Here is an 18871-nt window from a genome sequence, read left to right as displayed (position 1 = left end):
AGCGCACCATGGACCTTCACGGCAAATCCATCACCGTCCACGACATGTGCCTGCGTGACGGCATGCACCCCAAACGCCACCAGATCACCCTGCAGCAAATGAAAGACATTGCCTGTGGCCTCGACGCCGCCGGTGTGCCGTTGATCGAGGTGACCCATGGCGATGGCCTGGGTGGCAGTTCGTTGAACTATGGTTTTCCGGCGCACAGCGACGAGGCGTATTTGTCGGCGGTCATCCCGCTGATGAAAAACGCCAAGGTCTCCGCACTGCTGCTACCGGGCATCGGCACGGTCGATCACCTGCAGATGGCCTACGAACTGGGCGTCAGCACGATTCGCGTCGCCACTCACTGCACGGAAGCAGACGTGTCCGAACAGCACCTTGGCGCGGCCCGCAAGCTGGGCATGGACAGCGTCGGGTTCCTGATGATGGCCCATATGAACAGCCCGCAAGGCCTGGCCACCCAGGGCAAGCTGATGGAGAGCTACGGGGCCAATTGCATCTACATCACCGACTCGGCCGGCTACCTGCTGCCCCACGACGTCAGCGCGCGGGTCGCGGCGCTGCGTGCAGCGCTCAAGCCCGAGACTGAAATCGGCTTCCATGGCCATCACAACCTGTCGATGGGCGTATCCAACTCGATCGCGGCCATTGCCGCTGGCGCCACCCGTATCGATGCCGCGTGCGCAGGCTTGGGCGCGGGTGCTGGCAATACCCCCATGGAAGTGCTGGTGGCCGTCTGCGACCGCATGGGCATTGAAACTGGCGTGAGTGTGTTTGGTATCCAGGACGTTGCCGAGGACCTGGTGGTGCCGATCATGGACTTCCCGATCCGCAGCGATCGCGATGCCCTGACCATGGGCTATGCGGGTGTCTACGGCTCGTTCCTGCTGTTTGCCAAGCGCGCTGAAAAAAAGTACGGCGTCCCGGCGCGGGAAATTCTTGTCGAAATGGGCCGGCGCGGCATGGTCGGCGGCCAGGAAGACATGATCGAAGACACCGCGATGACCCTGGCCAAGCAACGCCAAGCCAGCGCCTGACCGCTTCACGGGGCCCAGGCACAGCTTGGGCCATTGCCCATCTCTGCGGTTTGACCGGGAGTCATCCATGAGCAGTACGCACCCTCAACCCATCGGCTGGCGCAGCCATGGTCTGCTGTTTGTGCTCGCGATGATGTACGCCGACAACTTTGTCGGGCGGCAGATCATTGCCGTGATGATCGAACCGCTCAAACAAGAGTTCGGTGCCAGCGACACCGCCATGGGCCTGGTTTCGGGCCTGGCCTTCGCTGCCGTCTATGTGCTGCTGGGCCTGCCAGCCGGGCGCCTGGCCGATCGCCTGTCACGCACACGCCTGCTGGCCATTACCTGCTCGTTGTGGGCGCTGGCAACGGTGGCCTGCGGCCTGTCCACCAGCTTTGCGATGCTGGTGATCGCACGCATGGCGGTAGCAGTCTTCGAGTCACCAAGCACCTCGACCTCGATGTCGATCATTGCCGATATCTACCCACCGCACCGGCGTTCTTTTGCCATCAGTTGCTACACCGCCGCGCCGACGTTTTCGACCATCGTTGCCCTTAGTGCCGGCGCCTGGGTGGTCGACCAATATGGCTGGCGCAGCGCTTTTTTTGCTGTCGCCCTGCCTTCCCTGCTGATCAGCGCGGTGTTTGCCTTTGTGATGCGCGACCCGGTACGGGGTCGCTTCGACCTCCCCCATAGCCACGCCAGCCAGGGCGCACCGCCCATACAAAGCCTGCTGGGCAGTGCGCGGGCACTCATGGCACAGCCTGCCTACCGTTGCCTGGTGCTGGCTTGCGGCATTACCACCTTCAGCGCCTATGCCTTTGCCATGTGGAATGCCAGCTTCCTGGTGCGATCGCATGACCTGCCCTTGCACTACGCGGGCCTTCTAGCCGGCTTGGTAGGCGGCACCTTTGCCGGGCTAGGGGCGTTGTTCAGTGGATGGCTGACCGACCGCCTGGTGATCAGGAGCCAGCATTGGCAAATCGGCATTCCGCTCATCGGCCATGTGCTCGGCAATTGCGCATTGATCATCTACCTGCTTTGGCCACGTGACATCCTGCTGCATGCGGGTGCAGTTCCGGTACCCAGCGCGATGCTCTGGTGTGCGCTGGGCAGCTTTTTCTCGGTATGGTGGGTCGGCCCCTGCTTCTCGTTGTTGACCCAGTTGGTGCCCGCCCACCGCAGGGCGACTGCCGTCGCCCTGCAGACCATTATCTCGACCTTGTGCGGAGTCGGTATCGGCCCGTTGGCAACCGGGCTACTGAGCGATGTACTGATGCCAGTGCTGGTGGACGAGTCGCTGCGCTACGCCCTGCTGCTGGTCAGCCTTACCATCGTCATACCGATCGTGCTGCTCTGGCGGACCTATCAACACCTGGCCGCCCCTTCGCGCCTTTCTGCGTATGCCTGAAACCTGAGCACTGGCGCACAATCGCCGATCAACTAGTTGAAACGGACGATCCACCCGCACATTCCCTACGTTACCGTCATTGTCAGACACCCGCTGCCCCGCGTTCGCAATATCAATGACTGGAGAGCTTATGAGGATACTGGTAAGCGTCAAACGAGTGGTCGACTACAACGTCAAGGTTCGCGTCAAGGCGGACAACTCCGGCGTCGACCTTACTAACGTCAAGATGTCCATGAACCCCTTCTGCGAAATCGCCGTGGAAGAGGCCGTACGCCTGAAGGAAAAAGGCGTTGCGACCGAGATCGTTGTCGTTTCCGTCGGCCCGACCTTTGCCCAGGAGCAACTGCGTACCGCCCTGGCCCTGGGTGCCGACCGTGCCATCCTGGTAGAAGCCGCTGACGAGCTGAACTCCCTGGCGGTGGCCAAGGCGCTGAAAGCCGTTGTCGACAAGGAGCAGCCTCAGCTGGTCATCCTTGGCAAGCAGGCCATCGACAGCGACAACAACCAGACCGGCCAGATGCTGGCTGCGCTGACCGGCTACGCCCAGGGCACCTTCGCCTCCAAGGTGGAAGTCGCCGGCGACAACCTGAATGTCACCCGTGAAATCGATGGCGGCCTGCAGACCGTATCGCTGAACCTGCCAGCCATCGTCACCACCGACCTGCGCCTGAACGAGCCACGCTATGCGTCGCTGCCGAACATCATGAAGGCCAAGAAGAAACCGCTGGAGACCGTCAAGCCTGACGATCTGGGCGTTTCGCTCGCCTCCACCAACAAGACCCTGAAAGTCGAAGCGCCGGCTGCCCGCAGCGCGGGTATCAAAGTCAAGTCGGTGGCCGAGCTGGTCGAGAAGCTGAAGAACGAAGCGAAGGTGATCTGAATGACTGTCCTGGTTGTCGCTGACCTTCTACAAGGTCCTGAGAACGGTGCAGTAGCACCGTCTACCCTGAACACTGTTGCCGCAGCTGCCAAGATCGGTGGTGATGTGCACGTGCTGGTCGCTGGCCAGAACGTCGGTGGCATTGCCGAGTCTGCTGCCAAGATCGCGGGTGTGGCGAAAGTGCTGGTTGCCGACAACGCAGCTTACGCACACGTCCTGCCGGAGAACGTGGCGCCGCTGATTGTCGAGTTGGCCAACGGTTACAGCCACGTGCTGGCCCCGGCCACCACCAACGGCAAGAACATCCTGCCACGCGTTGCCGCACTGCTGGATGTGGACCAGATCTCCGAGATCATCTCGGTCGAGTCCGCCGACACCTTCAAGCGCCCGATCTATGCCGGTAACGCCATTGCCACCGTGCAATCGAGCGCTTCGGTCAAGGTCATCACCGTGCGTACCACCGGCTTCGACCCAGTCGCCGCCGAAGGTGGCTCGGCCGCTGTTGAAGCGGTGGGTGCCGCGCACAACGCCGGTATCTCGGCCTTTGTCGGTGAAGAGCTGGCCAAGTCCGACCGCCCGGAACTGACCGCTGCCAAGATCGTCGTTTCCGGCGGCCGCGGCATGGGTAACGGTGACAACTTCAAGCACCTGTACAGCCTGGCCGACAAGCTTGGCGCGGCCGTCGGCGCTTCGCGTGCTGCGGTCGACGCAGGCTTCGTGCCGAACGACATGCAGGTCGGCCAGACCGGCAAGATCGTTGCGCCACAGCTGTATATCGCCGTCGGTATCTCCGGCGCGATCCAGCACCTGGCCGGCATGAAAGACTCCAAAGTGATCGTTGCGATCAACAAGGACGAAGAAGCGCCGATCTTCCAGGTGGCCGACTACGGCCTGGTCGCTGACCTGTTCGAAGCGGTGCCAGAGCTGGAAAAGCTGGCCTGACCCGCCTGCCTGGTTTTTGAAGAAGCCCGGCCCTCTTACAAAGGGTCGGCTTGCAAATGCTTCTTCAAAAAAGCCCGGGTACGATCCTGCACCGGGTTCCTCAGGATGTCCCCCGGAGCCCCTTGTTCCACAACAACCCCGCCATCCATGAATACGATCTGGTCAGCAACCTCGCCGGCAAAGCGCATCTCATGCGTGACGATCAACATGGTCATGTGCTCGGCCGCCAGTTGCTTCATGACCAGGTTCACCTCTTCCACAAGCTCCGGGTCCAGGGCTGAGGTCGCTTCATCGAACAACATCACCTTGGGTTGCATGGCCAACGCCCGGGCAATGGCCACGCGCTGCTTCTGCCCACCGGACAAGCGCGACGGATATTCGTCAATCTTGTTTTCCAGCCCGACCTTTTGCAGGTACTCCAGGGCCAGCGCTCTGGCCGCACTTTTCGAGTAGCCTTTGAGCTTCACAGGCCCTATCGCGACGTTTTCACAGACGGTGAGGTGCGGGAACAGATTGAAGTGTTGAAACACCATGCCCATCTGCTGGCGCACCCGGTTGATGTGCTGCTCGAAGGCGCGGCCTTTCAAGGGCCGGTTGACCTGAGCACCATCCAGCCAGATTTCACCGCCATTGAGCACTTCGAGATGGTTGATCGATCGCAGCAGGGTACTTTTGCCAGAGCCACTCGGGCCGATGATAGCGAAGATCTGCCCACGCGAGACCGACAGGTCGATGCCCTTGAGCACCTCAAGTGTGCCGTAGGCTTTGCGAGCGCCCTTCACTTCTACCATAGCGTTGTTGTTCATCGTGACATCTCGACCTTGGCTTCAATAAGATGCAACCCCGCCTCGAGTACCAGATTGGCCACGTAGTAGATCACTGCGACGGCTATATAGAACTCAAAGGGGCTATACGTTTCGCTGACAGCCAATTGGGCGCTGTAGACGAGTTCGGCAATACCGATGATCGACACCAGTGAAGTGTCCTTCAGCAACACAATGAGGTTGTTCCCCAGTGGCGCAATGGTTTTTCTGAGCGCCTGCGGAACAATGATGTAGCGCTGGGTCATGGCTTTGCTAAGGCCAATCGAGCGCGCGCCCTCTATCTGGCCTGGGTCGACCGCCTCGATCCCGGACTTGATCACCTCGGCGTTGTACACCGCAAAATGCAGGCTTAGCCCGATTATCCCCGCAGCCAGCGCCGGAATATCGATACCCACCTGAACCAGCCCGTAATAGATCAGATACAGTTGCAGCAACAATGGCGTGCCCATCAACAGCCAGGTCACGAAACGCACAGGCAGTGCCATGGCTTTCGGCGCATACAGGTCGATCAAGGCGAATAACACGCCCACCATCAGGCTGATGACGCTGGAACAGAGAAACATGACAACCGTCCACCACAGACCGGTTGCCAGCATTTCATAGTAAGGCGTGATGACACTCAGGTTGAACCCTTCCACTGGCACTCCTCACTGGGTTGCGTAGCGCCGGTCCAGCACTTCCACCAGGTACTTGACCGCGTAGACCATGACGATATAAAGCAGCGCCGACACCATGAATATCTCGAACGGTTTGTAGGTTGAACTGATGAAGCGCTGCGCGGTGTAAGTCAGTTCGACCACCGAAATGGCCGACACCAGGGCAGAACCCTTGATCAGGCCGATAGCATTTACGCCAAGCGGCCTGATCATCAGCTTCATTGCCTGGGGAATGATGATGAACAACAGCGTCTGGCTGCGGCTGAAGCCAATCGACCGTGCGCCCTCCTCCTGGCCCGGGTCGACATTATCGATAGCCCCTCGAATGGACTCCGACATATACGCCGCTATATTCATGCCTAAACCGATCACCGCAGCAGCAAACGGCTCAAGCTCAATACCTATTTGTGGCCCACCAAAATAGATAATGAATAACTGCACCAGGCAGGGTGTACCGCGAAAGACACTGACGTAGATTTTGGCTGCCCACCGCAAGAGAATAAATGGCGATAACCGGCACGCCACCAGAACGATTGCAAGGAGTAAACCCAGTAAGAGTGACAGCAACGAGATCTGCACAGTTACCCAGGCGGATTCCAGAAAGAACGGGTAGGTGCGATGGATCAATGACAGGTCCATAAAAACCACTCACAGAATTCAGCCAACCCGGCCCAACCTGTCGGTCAGGCCACTCCAGGTGTGCATCAGCGAATATCGCTACCCACCCATTTCATGGAGATTTCTTTATAGGTGCCATCGGCCAGAATCTCGTCCAGCGCCTTCTGCAACTGGGCCTTGAGTTCAGGGTTGTTTCTGCGAATGGCAATGCCCAGGCCTTCACGGCCACCCTGCTCGTCCGGCAGGCTGATGATCCGCACCTTCTGCCCGGTCTCTTTTACCGCAACCATGACCGGAATACTGTCCATCACTACCGCGTCGATACGACCGGCTTCCAGGTCCACCAGCATTTCCGGTAAGCCTTTATAGGTGCGCACTTTAAGATTGCCGCGATTACGCGCCCATTTGTCATGCGAGTCACCCAACGTAACGCCAACGGTGACATCCTTCAGGTCATCAAGCCCCTTGATCGAAGAGTCTTCCTTGACGCCGATGGTACGGCCTGCATGGTAATAAGGGCCCACGAAGTCGACGGCTTTCAGCCGCTCGGGGGTAATGGTCATCGAGGCAATGACAGCGTCATACTTCTTGGCCAGCAGCCCGGCGATAATGCCGTCAAACGGTGTGGTGATAATTTTTATATTCACACCCAGACGCTGGGCGAGTGCTTCACCAATGGAGGCGTCGAAACCGACAATTTCATTCTTTTCATTGGCGAAACTGAACGGAGAGTATTGGCCACTCATTGCCACGCGCAGTACTTTTGAATGTTGAACGGCCTGCAAATCATCGGCGTGCGCCATGCCGTGAGAAAATAATGCAGCCGCTGCAACAGCGGTGGAAGCCAGTAGCATCCTGGTTTTTCTTGCCAGCATCGAGGCACTCCTTGGAAGTTTCTATTTCTTATTGTCCTGGGCGCTGAAGTCCCAACCTTCACTGAGAGCTTTGCACACTAAAACCTTGAAATCACCCTGCAATGTGCGTGTTCGGGTGGCACATTGCCGGAATCGGCCGACATAGTGTCGGCGCTACTTCGGGCTTTGGAATAACTGGAGTAGTGTCTGGCGATGCACTAAAAACAAGCGAGTACTCGGCTGGTTTGCCCCCTGCACTTTACCGGGGCAGCCGGTCATTTACCGGTGATCAGGCGGGAGTGTCAGCATTGCGCGAATTAGACGTCAAAGATCGGGAAATCCTCGAAATACTCTCCAAGGAAGCACGTGTGGCACTCAAAGCGCTGGCTGCAAGAGTTGGCCTGTCAAGAAGTGCCACCAGCGAGCGGGTTTTGCAACTGGAGCGTAGTGGGGTCATTCGCGGATATCGCGCCGACATCGGTGAAATCGATGCCAATGTCATACGGGCAATCATCCTGGTAGCGCTGAAACGTACACCGGCACTTGGGCTGTTGGACCTTCTGGCACAGAACGCCCAAGTGAAACGGGTTTCATCGGTCAGCGGGCAGCTCGACCTGATAGTCGAGGTCGAAGCACGGACGATTGATGACTTGAACCGTGTACGGGACGCCGTGGCGTGCCACGACTCTGTAGACGACATCACCACCGCGGTAGTGCTGCGGCGTGACATAGACCGGCAGAAGGCGTGATGCAGGCGCGGCCTTGTGTCGCGCCTGCAAAGACCGCGTAGTCTACAAAAGCTACTTCAGTGCTGCGGTAAAGCTGTCTTTCAGCACGTCGAGGAGGAAGTCGGCATTGGCCCGGCTGAAAATCATCGATGGCCGCATTTTCAGCACGTTGTCATGCGGGCCTTCAGTGCCGATCAATACGCCGCGTTCCCTGGCGCCATCAGCCACTTTCCGGGCCAGGGACGTGGCCGGCGCCTTCGACTTGCGGTCGGTGACCAGGACGATGCCGAGGAAAAGCCCAAGCCCGCGCACATCACCAATCACATCGAATTGCTGCTGAAGCTTGCGGAACCCATCGAGCAGGTAGTTACCAACACTCAAGGCATTTTCTTTCAACTGGTCGCGCTCGATTGCATTGAGCACCGCCAGGCCTACCGCGCACGACACAGGGTTGCCGGCGAAGGTATTGAAATACTCCATCCCATTATTGAAGGCATCGGCAACCTCACGCGTGGTGACAACCGCCGACATCGGGTGGCCGTTACCAATCGGTTTGCCCATGGTGACGGCATCCGGCACCACGCCCTGGGTCTCGAATGCCCACCAGTGGCTACCGACGCGGCCGAACCCGACCTGTACCTCATCGGCCAGGCAAAGCCCACCCTCGGCGCGAACCATGGCGTAGACCTCCTTGAGGTAGTTGTCAGGCAGGAACACCTGCCCCGCCACGCTGGGGATCGACTCGGCAAGGAAGAAGCCTGGGCCCTTGCCTGCCTTGCGTATGGCATCCAGCTGCTCTGCGACCGACTCGGCAAAACGCTTGCCATGCTCTTCCACTGGCCAGTGCCCGGGCGCGTAGTAGCTGTCCGGGACCATCGCCTCGTGAACATGTGCCGCCCTGCCCTTGCCGGCCTTGCGCTTGTACTTGTAAGGGCTAAGGTCGATGAGTTCTTGCGTGGTGCCGTGGTAAGCCCAGTCCAGCACGATCGCCTGGTCACTGCCTGTGTAGTTGCGCGCCATGCGCAGCATCAGGCTGTTGGCTTCACTCCCCGAACAACCAAAGGACGCTACGCAAAGACCCTCTGGCAGGGTACCGGTCAGGCGTTCGGCGTACTCGACGATGTTGTCGTGCAGGTAACGGGTGTTGGTGTTGAGTAGCGCAGCCTGGCGGGTCAAGGCCTCGACCACGTCGGGATGGCTATGGCCCAGGTGGCACACGTTGTTGAAGCAGTCCAGGTAGGCGCGCCCGAAGTTGTCGATCAGCCATACGCCATCACCACGCACGAACTTGATCGGGTCGGTGTACGAAATTGACAGGTTAGGTAGCAGCAGATCCTTGCGCTTGGCAATAATCTGGGCCTTGGTCATCCCTTGCTGGGTGTAGGTCTCTGGCGGGATACCCGCCAAGGCCGAGGCATCGGGGAACAGGTCGGCCCATACCTCCTGGTACTCGGGCTCACCCACGCCAATGACCTCGCTCGCACTCAGCTGGGTATCGGTGGTCATCTGCAGGTGCAGGTGGGGAATCCAGCCGCCGTTTTCATGATCGGTGCCCATGTAACCGACCAAGTCGCCGGCTTCGAGCTTGTCACCGGCTTTCAAGCGGCTGAGCGCTTCATGGGCCATGTGCCCCCACAGGGTCAGAAATGGCGGGCAACCGGGTGGCGTGTGCTCGATCATCACCAGGCCACCATACCCCAGCGGGTCTGGTTCAACCTCCACACTTCTGACAGTGCCAGCGACCGGTGCGTACAACGGCGTACCCGCTGGCATCACCAGGTCGACACCGACATGCAGTGTGCGGCGCTGCCCTTTGATGAAACGGGACTCGAACGCGCTGTCAGTGTAGATGGTGCGCAACTCCCCCCATGGCCCGATGGCCAATGGCACCTGGTGAGCAGCAGAAAACGCTTCCCACCAACGGGTTGCATCTGCAGGGCGCTGCTCAGCCGAGGCGATGGTCATCTCGTGGGTGGCGTCACCAAACGGTGCAATCACCTTGTTGAGGATGGCGGCGGACGGGCGCACCAGGTCGGCGAAGGATTTGTGGTTGTCCGCAATCCAGCGGCGGACATCACCCGCGCCTTCGATGGCATCGAAACCACAGGCCTTGCGCAGTATGCCGGTGGCCAGCCGTGGGTTCATCGAGTCGAGTTGTTCCAGCAGGCGCCAGGCAGGCGCTTCACTGATCGCCAGGTAGGGGTTGTGCTCTGTCTGATCCTGCCGGGAAGCGGAGAACGTGACGCTGACGACCAGGCGCATGGCGATCAGGTTGAACAACACATCAAGCTCTTGCGCCTGCAACGGGTATGTCTCGTGGAAACCGGCGGCCAGCGCAGCAGCAGCGCCGATCGGGTCGTCCATGTCCAGAATGGCGTACGCGCTGGCAATCGCGACCTCGGCAATCAGCACGGTATGCACGGCATCGCCAAAGTCGATGAAGCCCGTCACGGTACTGGTGGTTTCGGCATCGACCAGGATGTTCCAGTCGTTGGCGTCGTTGTGAATCACCTGCGCCCGGAGGGACGCCAGCTTGGGCTGTACGGTCTGTTCAAACCGGGTGATGAAGCGCTCGACAATGGCCCGGCGTTCAGGGCTCTTGATGAAGTGCAGGCGCGACCGGGAGCGCGCAGCATGGCGCAGATCCCAGTCAAGGTCGCGGACGGCACCCGGGTGCATGAAGCCCTGCAGTGCGCGGTCGAGTTCACCGAGTGCCCGACCGAAGTTTTTCATCAGGGCGAATGAGCGCCTGGCCTCGGCAAGTGGCGTACCGGCCAACCAGCTGACCAGGCGTACCGCGTGCGTTTCACCTGTGGCACTGGTCACCGATGGCAGGTAGTCGCCAGCCATGCTGGCCCGCAAGTGAGGCACGCGCAAATGCGCGCCGTGCACGGCCAGGTGATCAAGCAGCGCGGTTTGGAACTCGCTTTCCACCCTGGGTTCGCTGGCATTGACGATTTTCAGTATCCAGCCTGCATCCAGGCCAGTCTCCAGCCGGTAATTGCGATCACGCTCCCCATCCAGGGGCGTGGCAGTGCCAGAGACATTGAAGAAATCTTTTGCAAGGCCCTCGGCTTCGCTTGCCGAAAACCGAGGTGCCGGGTGGGAAAGGTCTGTCATGTCATCACGTTCCGAGCGAGCAAATTGTTTTTCAATAGCTTGTCATGCACCACCGAAACCGACACCCTGCATACCGTCGGGATCAACAGGCATTATGCCGGTTCCGACCGGCATAATGACGGCAAGCTAATCAGGTGGTGCAATGCGTGAGCTGGACGCAAAAGATCGTGAGATTCTTGAAGTACTTTCGAAGGACGCGCGCATTGCGCTGAAGGCATTAGCCGGCCGCATAGGCCTTTCCAGAAGCGCCACGACCGAGCGCGTCGCCAACCTTGAACGCAGCGGGGTCATTCGCGGTTATCGGGCGGATATCGGCGAAATAGATGCCAATGTGATACGCGCGATCTTGCTGGTGACATTGCAGCGCACGCCTGCCATGGGGCTGCTCGACCAGTTGGCCACGGACGCACGCGTGCGGCGGGTTTCCTCGGTGAGCGGCCAGCTTGACCTGGTGGTTGAAGTGGAGACCCGGACGATCGACGACCTCAACCAGGTACGCGACAACGTGGCACGGCACGAATCCGTGGATGACATTACCACGTCGGTGGTCCTGCGCCGTGATATCGACCGGCAGGGTGCCTGACGACCTGCAGGATGGCACGGGCTTCGCCCGTGTTCGCGGGGCAAGCCCGCTCCCACAGTGACCGCGCTCGCTTTCAGCCTTTGTGCGAGACAGTGGCTCTGCACAGGGTATGCAGATTGGCCGCCAGCGCAGTTTATACCTGCCTAGCGAGTCAACCTGGCCCTGCTGTCTGACTCAAAATCCAGAAGCCTGCGCGGTCACTGTGGGAGCGGCTTTAGCCGCGAAGAATACAGCACGGTGGATGGCACGGGCTTCGCCCGTGTTCGCGGGGCAAGCCCGCTCCCACAGTGACCGCGCTCGCTTTCAGCCTTTGTGCGAGACAGTGGCTCTGCACAGGGTATGCAGATTGGCCGCCAGCGCAGTTTATACCTGCCTAGCGAGTCAACTTGGCCCTGCTGTCTTACTCAAAATCCAGAAGCCTGCGCGGTCACTGTGGGAGCGGCTTTAGCCGCGAAGAATCCTGCACGGTGGATGGCACGGGCTTCGCCCGTGTTCGCGGGGCAAGCCCGCTCCCACAGTGACCGCGCTCGCTTTTAGCCTTTGTGCGAGACAGTGGCTCTGCACAGGGTATGCAGATTGGCCGCCAGCGCAGTTTATACCTGCCTAGCGAGTCAACCTGGCCCTGCTGTCTGACTCAAAATCCAGAAGCCTGCGCGGTCACTGTGGGAGCGGCTTTAGCCGCGAAGAATCCAGCACGGTGGATGGCACGGGCTTCGCCCGTGTTCGCGGGGCAAGCCCGCTCCCACAGTGACCGCGCTCGCTTTCAGCCTTTGTGCGAGACAGTGGCTCTGCACAGGGTATGCAGATTGGCCGCCAGCGCAGTTTATACATGCCTAGCGAGTCAACTTGGCCCTGCTGTCTTACTCAAAATCCAGAAGCCTGCGCGGTCACTGTGGGAGCGGGCTTGCCCCGCGAACACCGGCCAAGCCGGTGCCATCCACGCCTAGAGAATCAAGCTTCGCGTATAGGCCGCTCCTGGCGTTCCTGCCGCTCCTTGGCCTCGATGCTCAGTGTCGCGGTCGGCCGCAGCAGCAAGCGCTTGAGGTCGATGGGCTCGCCGGGGTCCTTGCACCACCCGTACTCACCCCGTGCAATGCGCTCCAGGGCTTCGTCAATCTTGTCCAGCAGCTTCTTTTCCCGCTCAAGCAGGCGCAGCTGCCGTTGCCGCTGCTCTTCCTCTGCGCCGTCCTTGACCCACAACACTTTGCACGGCAACCCATTCATGCGTTGTATTGAGGAAACCGGGCTGTAACAGCCAGAACATGTTGCTGGCACAACTCACATGTGTGCAAGCACGCCCTGTATCTCGCCAACTACCTGCCGCGTCGCCTCGTCGATCGTCCCCTCATTACGGCACAACACCCAGCCGTACTCTGCAACGGCACGCTCGAACGCCTCGGTACAGGCCACCTGTTCATCAAGGTTGTAGATCACCGTACTGCCAAGCCCACGCGTACGCGCTGCGGCTCGTGCCCATGAGGTTTCAGCGGCTGTGACAACCCCGACATGCAAATCGGGCACTTGCACGTTTCGCTCAAGGTTCAGGCGCAAGATCTGGTCAAAAGGCACCGTGCGACGAAAAGCAGCATCAGAGGGATACCAGCGATCAATCAGGATGATGCTGTCAGCTGGCTGCCTGGGCAGCACATGCCGGGAAATCCAGGCGCGGCTCTCTGCAAAGCGCTCGCACACCTTGAACTCCAGGTCCGGGCATGGGCTTCTGGCAAGCTGGTTGACCAGGACCATGGTCTCGCCCCGGTAAGGGTCGTTGTTTCTTTCGCAGAGGCGGATCACCTTGTTCCCGTCCAGCCGCAAGGCTTGAGTGACGGCCTCCAGCAGCGTGGTCTTGCCAGTACCCTTGGGCCCATCGATGGCAACAAACAGCGGGCGGTTCATCGTTCAATACCCGTTGGTTCAAGCGCGGAATGAAAGCATTGATCGTGGCTTGTCTTCAAGCGATTCGCTTGCTGAGTTAACCCTGAGCTTTCCAACCCACTTGCTCAAGGGCCTTCAGCAACCGCGAACCCTCCAGGCCTGGCACTTCTCGCCCGTCCTCTGTTTGCAGGGTCCTGCCTGCCAGGATCGCGTTGACAATGGCCTCTTCTACCGCATCGGCCGCTGCCGCGAACAGCGGCGAAATATTGGCAAAGCACGGTTGATGGCGCGCCGGGCCTTCGCGGGGCTCGATGACACTGACACCGGTGCGTACAGGCTTGCCGTTATGGTGCTTGCTCAGGGTGGCGTGGCCAACCCGTACACCCGGCACATCGGTAATGGCGTTGTGGGGGCCAGGCCGACCAAGGCCCAGCGTGATACCGAAATCGCGTGCTCGCATCTTGTCTCTCGCTCAAAGCTTCTGGAAAGCCGGGCTCAACTTGCCATACGTGCCGTACAGCAACACGGAAGTAATCAGAATGCCAAGAATGATGAAAATGTCCCGGGCTGAAGCCGTACTTAACAGGGTCGTCAACAGGTACCCGGCCCCGTCACCGCAGCCAAGGCCGGCAGTGGCCACAGCGGCATCCGGTAAGGGTGCTCACGGTCGCGGCGCAGCACGCGGCTGAACAGCGCGCACATCCCGACCACCAGGTACACGCACAGGATCAGCAGTACAGTGAAATCTCGCCAGAAACCATAAAGGTGAACCGGCGTCATCTGTACGCGAAGCTGAACATATCGTCTCACCCCGAGCTGTTTTCGATGTTCATACGAGAGTTGGGTTTCACAGATGAACGGGCACATACCCCGTCAACCTGAAAAGGCAGCCACTCGGCAATGCCCAAGGCGGACAATGCCTGCTAGGCTGACGGTGGCGGCCCTTTTGGCAGCCTACTCTTTACCCTTAGGCACGGGCCAAATGACCTCCGATCCGCAAGTAAACCTGACCAACTGCGACCGCGAACCGATCCAGATCCCTGGCAGCATCCAGCCCCACGGCTGCCTGCTGGCCTGCGATGCATCCGCGACCGTGGTCCTGCGCCATTCGCTCAATGCCCCGCATTTGCTGGGCCTGGCAGGCGATATCAACGGGCAGAAGCTGCACACAGTCTTAGGGGACGAGGTAGCCCACACCTTGCGTAACGCGTTGGCCCGTACCCGCGAAGCCTCGCGCCCTGCACTCAGCTTTGGCGTGATGCTGCCCAACGGCCAGGCCTTCGATATCGCCGCCCACCTGTTCAAGGGTTCGGCCATCCTGGAGTTCGAACCGGCGGGCGCCAGCATCGCCGAGCCCATCGAACTGGCCCGCACCCTGATTACCCAGCTGCGCGAAACCGCCCAGACCACCAAATTGATCCGCGACGCTGCCCGCTTTGTCCGCGCGGTGCTGGGCTACGACCGTGTAATGATCTACCAGCTCGGTGCAGACGGGGCTGGCCAAGTGGTAGCGGAAGCCAAGCGCGGCGACCTCGAAAGCTTCATGGGCCAGTATTTCCCCGCCACCGACATCCCGCAGCAGGCCCGAGCGCTTTACCTGCGCAACCCCATCCGGGTGATCTCCGATGCCCAGTTCAAACGAGTCGCCATCGAGCCTGTCCTTGACCCGTCAGGCGAACCGCTAGACCTGTCCTACGCGCACCTGCGCAGCGTGTCGCCGGTCCATTGCGAGTACCTGTGCAACATGGGCGTGGGCGCCTCCATGTCGATATCGGTGATCGTCAACGGCGAGCTGTGGGGGATGATCGCCTGCCACCACTACACGCCACGTACACTGACCATGGGGCAGCGGGTGGCCGCCGAAATGTTCGGCGAGTTCTTCGCGTTGCATCTCGAGACCCTGCGCAGCCGGCAAAAACTCGAAGCCGCCGTGCGGGTTCACAACGCACTGGACGACATCGTGCGCGATGCCACCCTGTCAGTGGACCTCGATGGGTTCTTCCACTCACGCCTGCCGCAACTCATGTCGCTGATCCCCTGCGATGGCGTCGGCATATCGCTGCAAGGCCGCTGGGTATCATCCGGGCTGGTATTGCCGAAGGCTGCCGTGCCCGAACTGTTGAACCTGGCAGGCAGGGTCACCGATGGCCGGACCTGGGCGTCCAACCGCCTGTCGATGGTGCATCCCTCTGCCCAGGCTTACTTCACCGACGTCTCTGGCGTTTTGATCATCCCGATATCGCAACAGCCGAGGGACTACCTGATCTTCTTCCGCAAGGAGGTCATCGAGACACTCGCCTGGGCGGGGGACCCTAACAAGACCTACGACAGCGGGGCGCTGGGGGATCGTCTGACACCGCGCAAAAGCTTCGCCGTCTGGAAAGAAACCGTTCACCAGCATTCGCTGCCCTGGACCGAGCAGGATCGCCAGTTTGGTGATGCCATCCGCACCGCCATCGTCGAAGTGGTGCTGCACAACAACGAGCTGCTCGCCGGCGAGCGATCGAAGGCAGAAGTGCGCCAGCGCATCCTCAATGAAGAGCTCAACCACAGGGTCAAGAACATCCTGTCGCTGATCGGGGCATTGGTTGCCCATCCGACCGCTGAGGGGCAGACACTCCAGGACTATGTGACGACATTGAAAGGTCGTATACAGGCATTGTCACTGGCCCATGATCAAGTGGTGCGGGGTGATGGTGGCGGTCGCCTGGAGAGGCTGCTGGAGGCCGAGCTTTCGCCCTATCGCACGGCTGCCGGCATGATCGAGCTGCAGGGCCCTAACGTCATCCTCGATGCGCGCGCCTACTCGGTAATGGCCCTGGTGCTGCACGAACTGGCTACCAATGCGGCCAAGTACGGCGCGCTATCGCGGGCCGGCGGCAGGCTTTCGGTAAGCTGGGCACTCGACGCCGCGAACGCCTGCGCCATCAGCTGGCGTGAAAGTGGCGGGCCAACGGTACGCCCGCCCAGCCGCAGTGGCTTCGGCTCGGTACTGATCGACCGCAGCATCCCGTTCGACCTGGGCGGCACCAGCACAGTGGAGTATTACCCCGAAGGCCTGCAGGGCTTTTTCAGTATCCCGGCCAAGCACCTTACCATTGCCGAAACCTTCGAACCCGTCATCCCGGCCTCGGCCATGGCCCGCGTGCGCGATACCTTTGCAGCGCGGGAGGACTTGTGCGTGATGATCCTCGAAGACCAACTGGTGATTGCAGTGGGCTTGGAGCAGATTCTCACCGATGCTCAAATCAAGCACGTGATCACCGCCAATTCCGAAGCTGAGGCAATGCAACTGCTCGCCGGTTGCACACCGGATGTGGCCATACTGGATGTCAACCTGGGTACCGGCACATCCATTTCCGTGGCCGATGAACTGTTACGCCGTCAGGTTCCCTTCCTCTTTGCCACCGGCTATGGCGACGGTATCAGCATTCCCGAGCACTTGAAGGCTGCCCCCGTAGCGCGCAAGCCTTACGACGCCAACAGCATCCTGGCCAGCCTGCAGGGCCTGTTGGATCGTTGACGGAAGCGACGGAGATTGCGTGGCCAGCGAGGCCTGGAGATAACACCGGCCTTGCCGGTGCGCGGCTGAAACCGCTCTTGCAGGAGGGCAGCGCCAGCCTTGAAGCTGGCGCCGTACCTTAAGGCTTATACCGCCAGCGCACGCTCACGCAGCTCGCTGTTGAGGATGCGGTCGTTCTCGCTGTAATCGACCGGGCAGTCGATCACGTGCACGCCCGGGGTCTTGATGCAGTGTTCCAGCAGTGGCAGCAGGCCTTCGGCACTTTCCACGCGGTGACCGTTGGCACCGTAGGCTTCGGCGTATTTGACGAAGTCCGGGTTGCCGTAGTCCAGGCCAAAATCGGTGAAGCCCATGTTGGCCTGCTTCCAGCGGATCATGCCGTAGCCATCGTCACGCAGGATCACCACGGTGATGTGCATGCCCAGGCGGACTGCGGTTTCCAGCTCCTGGCTGTTCATCATGAAGCCGCCGTCACCGCACACCGAGATCACCGGGCGGTCAGGGTGCACCAGGTGTGCCGCCATGGCCGATGGCAGGCCGGCGCCCATGGTCGCCAGGGCGTTGTCCAGCAGCACGGTGTTCGGTTTGTGCGCCTTGTAGTTACGGGCGAACCAGATCTTGTAGATGCCGTTGTCCAGGGCAACGATGCCTTCGGACGGCAGTACGCGACGGATGTCGGCTACCAGGCGCTGCGGGTAGACCGGGAAGCGGTTGTCGTCAGCCCCTTCGGCGATCTGCGCTTCGTTGGCTTCACGGATGGCCAGCAGGCGGGTGAAGTCCCAGTGCGACGTGTCGTTCAGCGCTTCGCTGATCTGCCACACGGCGTTGGCGATGTCACCAATCACTTCGACCTGCGGGAAGTACACGGCATCGACTTCGGCGGAGCGGAAGTTGATGTGGATGACTTCGGTACCACCACGGACCATGAAGAACGGCGGCTTTTCGATCACGTCGTGGCCGATGTTGATGATCAGGTCGGCGGCTTCGACGGCGCGGTGAACAAAGTCACCCGACGACAGCGCAGCGTTGCCCAGGAAGCGCGGGTGGCGCTCGTCGACCACGCCTTTACCCATCTGGGTGGTGATGAACGGGATACCGGTCTTGTCGATCAGCTGCTTGAGGACCTTGGCGGTCATCTTGCGGTTGGCACCGGCGCCGATCACCAGGATCGGGTTACGGGCGTTCTGCAATTTCTCGACGGCAGCTTCGATCGCTACGTGTTCGGCCAGCGGGCGGCGGTGCAGGCTACGCGGGATCGGCAGTGCATCGGTCTGCTCGGCGGCGATGTCTTCCGGCAGTTCCAGGTGTACCGCACCCGGCTTTTCTTCTTCGGCCAGGCGGAAGGCTTCACGCATGCGGGCCGGGATGTTGTCGGCCGAGGCAAACTGGTGGGTGTACTTGGTGATGGGGTCCATCATGCCGCACACGTCAATGATCTGGAAGCGGCCCTGCTTGGACTTCTTGATCGGCTTCTGGCCGGTGATCATCATCATCGGCATGCCGCCCAGGTAGGCGTAGGCGCTGGCGGTGACCAGGTTGGTGGCGCCGGGGCCGAGGGTGGACAGGCTGACGCCGGTCTTGCCGGTCAGGCGGCCGTAGGTGGCAGCCATGAAGCCTGCAGACTGCTCATGGCGGGTCAGTACCAGCTTGATCTTCGACTTGCGCAGGGATTCGAGCAGGTCGAGGTTTTCCTCACCGGGAATGCCGAACACATACTCGACACCTTCGTTTTCCAGGCATTGCACAACGACATCGGCGGCCTTGGCCATTTGGGGTACTACCTCAAAATCTTTGTGGGATTGCAGCTTTATTTCGCTGCGTGACTGAGATGTTGC

14 protein-coding genes and 5 pseudogenes are annotated in these 18871 nt (G+C 60.4%); 8 read left to right on the top strand and 11 right to left on the bottom strand.

Features of this window, described 5'->3' with window-relative positions; genetic code table 11:
• The first annotated feature begins 8 nt into the window (after positions 1–8).
• The 4 genes from dmpG (at position 9) to OZ911_RS14060 (ending at position 4255) form a co-directional block, all read left to right on the top strand.
• A complete protein-coding gene (gene dmpG, locus OZ911_RS14075; protein ID WP_016486811.1) occupies positions 9–1040 on the top strand; it encodes a 4-hydroxy-2-oxovalerate aldolase in 1032 nt (343 codons plus the stop codon).
• A gap of 67 nt (positions 1041–1107) precedes the next feature.
• Complete coding sequence (locus OZ911_RS14070; protein WP_023049028.1) at positions 1108–2433, top strand: spinster family MFS transporter; 1326 nt, start codon at positions 1108–1110, stop codon at positions 2431–2433.
• Positions 2434–2563: 130 nt separating this feature from the next.
• Complete coding sequence (locus OZ911_RS14065; protein ID WP_016486809.1) at positions 2564–3313, top strand: electron transfer flavoprotein subunit beta/FixA family protein; 750 nt, start codon at positions 2564–2566, stop codon at positions 3311–3313.
• Complete coding sequence (locus OZ911_RS14060) at positions 3314–4255, top strand: electron transfer flavoprotein subunit alpha/FixB family protein (RefSeq protein ID WP_023049029.1); 942 nt, start codon at positions 3314–3316, stop codon at positions 4253–4255. It abuts the gene before it with no gap.
• A gap of 35 nt (positions 4256–4290) precedes the next feature.
• Here OZ911_RS14060 and OZ911_RS14055 read toward each other — a convergent pair whose 3' ends face one another.
• The 4 genes from OZ911_RS14055 to OZ911_RS14040 all read right to left on the bottom strand — a co-directional run bounded on the left by OZ911_RS14055 (position 4291) and on the right by OZ911_RS14040 (position 7228).
• Positions 4291–5046, bottom strand: coding sequence for an amino acid ABC transporter ATP-binding protein (locus OZ911_RS14055; RefSeq protein WP_016486807.1), 756 nt, complete (start codon positions 5044–5046; stop codon positions 4291–4293).
• 11 nt (positions 5047–5057) lie between these two features.
• Positions 5058–5675, bottom strand: coding sequence for an amino acid ABC transporter permease (locus OZ911_RS14050; protein ID WP_054833407.1), 618 nt, complete (start codon positions 5673–5675; stop codon positions 5058–5060).
• A gap of 51 nt (positions 5676–5726) precedes the next feature.
• On the bottom strand, positions 5727–6374 hold the full coding sequence (locus tag OZ911_RS14045) for an amino acid ABC transporter permease (protein ID WP_060519955.1): 648 nt from the start codon (positions 6372–6374) through the stop codon (positions 5727–5729).
• 65 nt (positions 6375–6439) lie between these two features.
• Positions 6440–7228 carry an ABC transporter substrate-binding protein gene (locus OZ911_RS14040; protein ID WP_031312448.1) on the bottom strand — a complete coding sequence of 263 codons (789 nt, stop codon included), beginning with the start codon at positions 7226–7228 and terminating at the stop codon, positions 6440–6442.
• Positions 7229–7515: 287 nt separating this feature from the next.
• Here OZ911_RS14040 and OZ911_RS14035 point away from each other — a divergent pair, with 287 nt between their 5' ends.
• Positions 7516–7956 carry an Lrp/AsnC family transcriptional regulator gene (locus OZ911_RS14035; protein WP_024717903.1) on the top strand — a complete coding sequence of 147 codons (441 nt, stop codon included), beginning with the start codon at positions 7516–7518 and terminating at the stop codon, positions 7954–7956.
• Positions 7957–8007: 51 nt separating this feature from the next.
• On the opposite strand, the gene OZ911_RS14030 is transcribed toward OZ911_RS14035, so the two are convergent.
• Positions 8008–11055, bottom strand: coding sequence for an aminotransferase class III-fold pyridoxal phosphate-dependent enzyme (locus OZ911_RS14030; protein WP_016486803.1), 3048 nt, complete (start codon positions 11053–11055; stop codon positions 8008–8010).
• 142 nt (positions 11056–11197) lie between these two features.
• On the opposite strand from OZ911_RS14030, the gene OZ911_RS14025 reads away from it, so the two are divergent.
• Entirely contained in the window at positions 11198–11638 is a 441-nt protein-coding gene (locus OZ911_RS14025; protein ID WP_016486802.1) for an Lrp/AsnC family transcriptional regulator, read from the top strand.
• Between the two features lie 951 nt (positions 11639–12589).
• Here OZ911_RS14025 and OZ911_RS14020 read toward each other — a convergent pair.
• The 5 genes and pseudogenes from OZ911_RS14020 to OZ911_RS14000 all read right to left on the bottom strand — a co-directional run.
• Positions 12590–12820: pseudogene (locus OZ911_RS14020) on the bottom strand (TraR/DksA C4-type zinc finger protein); the annotation flags it as partial.
• Between the two features lie 96 nt (positions 12821–12916).
• The gene (locus OZ911_RS14015; RefSeq protein ID WP_016486799.1) at positions 12917–13534 is read right to left on the bottom strand and encodes a dTMP kinase; all 618 of its coding nucleotides are present in this window, start codon (positions 13532–13534) and stop codon (positions 12917–12919) included.
• 76 nt (positions 13535–13610) lie between these two features.
• A pseudogene (locus OZ911_RS14010) lies at positions 13611–13733 on the bottom strand (P1 family peptidase); the annotation flags it as partial.
• Between the two features lie 48 nt (positions 13734–13781).
• A pseudogene (locus OZ911_RS14005) lies at positions 13782–13973 on the bottom strand (P1 family peptidase); the annotation flags it as partial.
• Positions 13974–13985: 12 nt separating this feature from the next.
• Positions 13986–14257, bottom strand: a pseudogene (locus OZ911_RS14000) (APC family permease); the annotation flags it as partial.
• Here OZ911_RS14000 and OZ911_RS13995 point away from each other — a divergent pair.
• Positions 14258–14395, top strand: a pseudogene (locus OZ911_RS13995) (helix-turn-helix transcriptional regulator); the annotation flags it as partial.
• 100 nt (positions 14396–14495) lie between these two features.
• The gene (locus OZ911_RS13990; protein ID WP_023049033.1) at positions 14496–17036 is read left to right on the top strand and encodes an HWE histidine kinase domain-containing protein; all 2541 of its coding nucleotides are present in this window, start codon (positions 14496–14498) and stop codon (positions 17034–17036) included.
• 125 nt (positions 17037–17161) lie between these two features.
• On the opposite strand, the gene OZ911_RS13985 is transcribed toward OZ911_RS13990, so the two are convergent.
• A complete protein-coding gene (locus OZ911_RS13985; protein ID WP_095117292.1) occupies positions 17162–18805 on the bottom strand; it encodes an acetolactate synthase large subunit in 1644 nt (547 codons plus the stop codon).
• Positions 18806–18871 lie beyond the last annotated feature (66 nt).

The organism is Pseudomonas fortuita, from assembly GCF_026898135.2.
Taxonomy (GTDB): Bacteria; Pseudomonadota; Gammaproteobacteria; order Pseudomonadales; family Pseudomonadaceae; genus Aquipseudomonas; species Aquipseudomonas fortuita.
The sequence above is the reverse complement of the archived record's forward strand: the minus strand, read 5'-3'. Positions and strand labels throughout refer to the sequence as shown.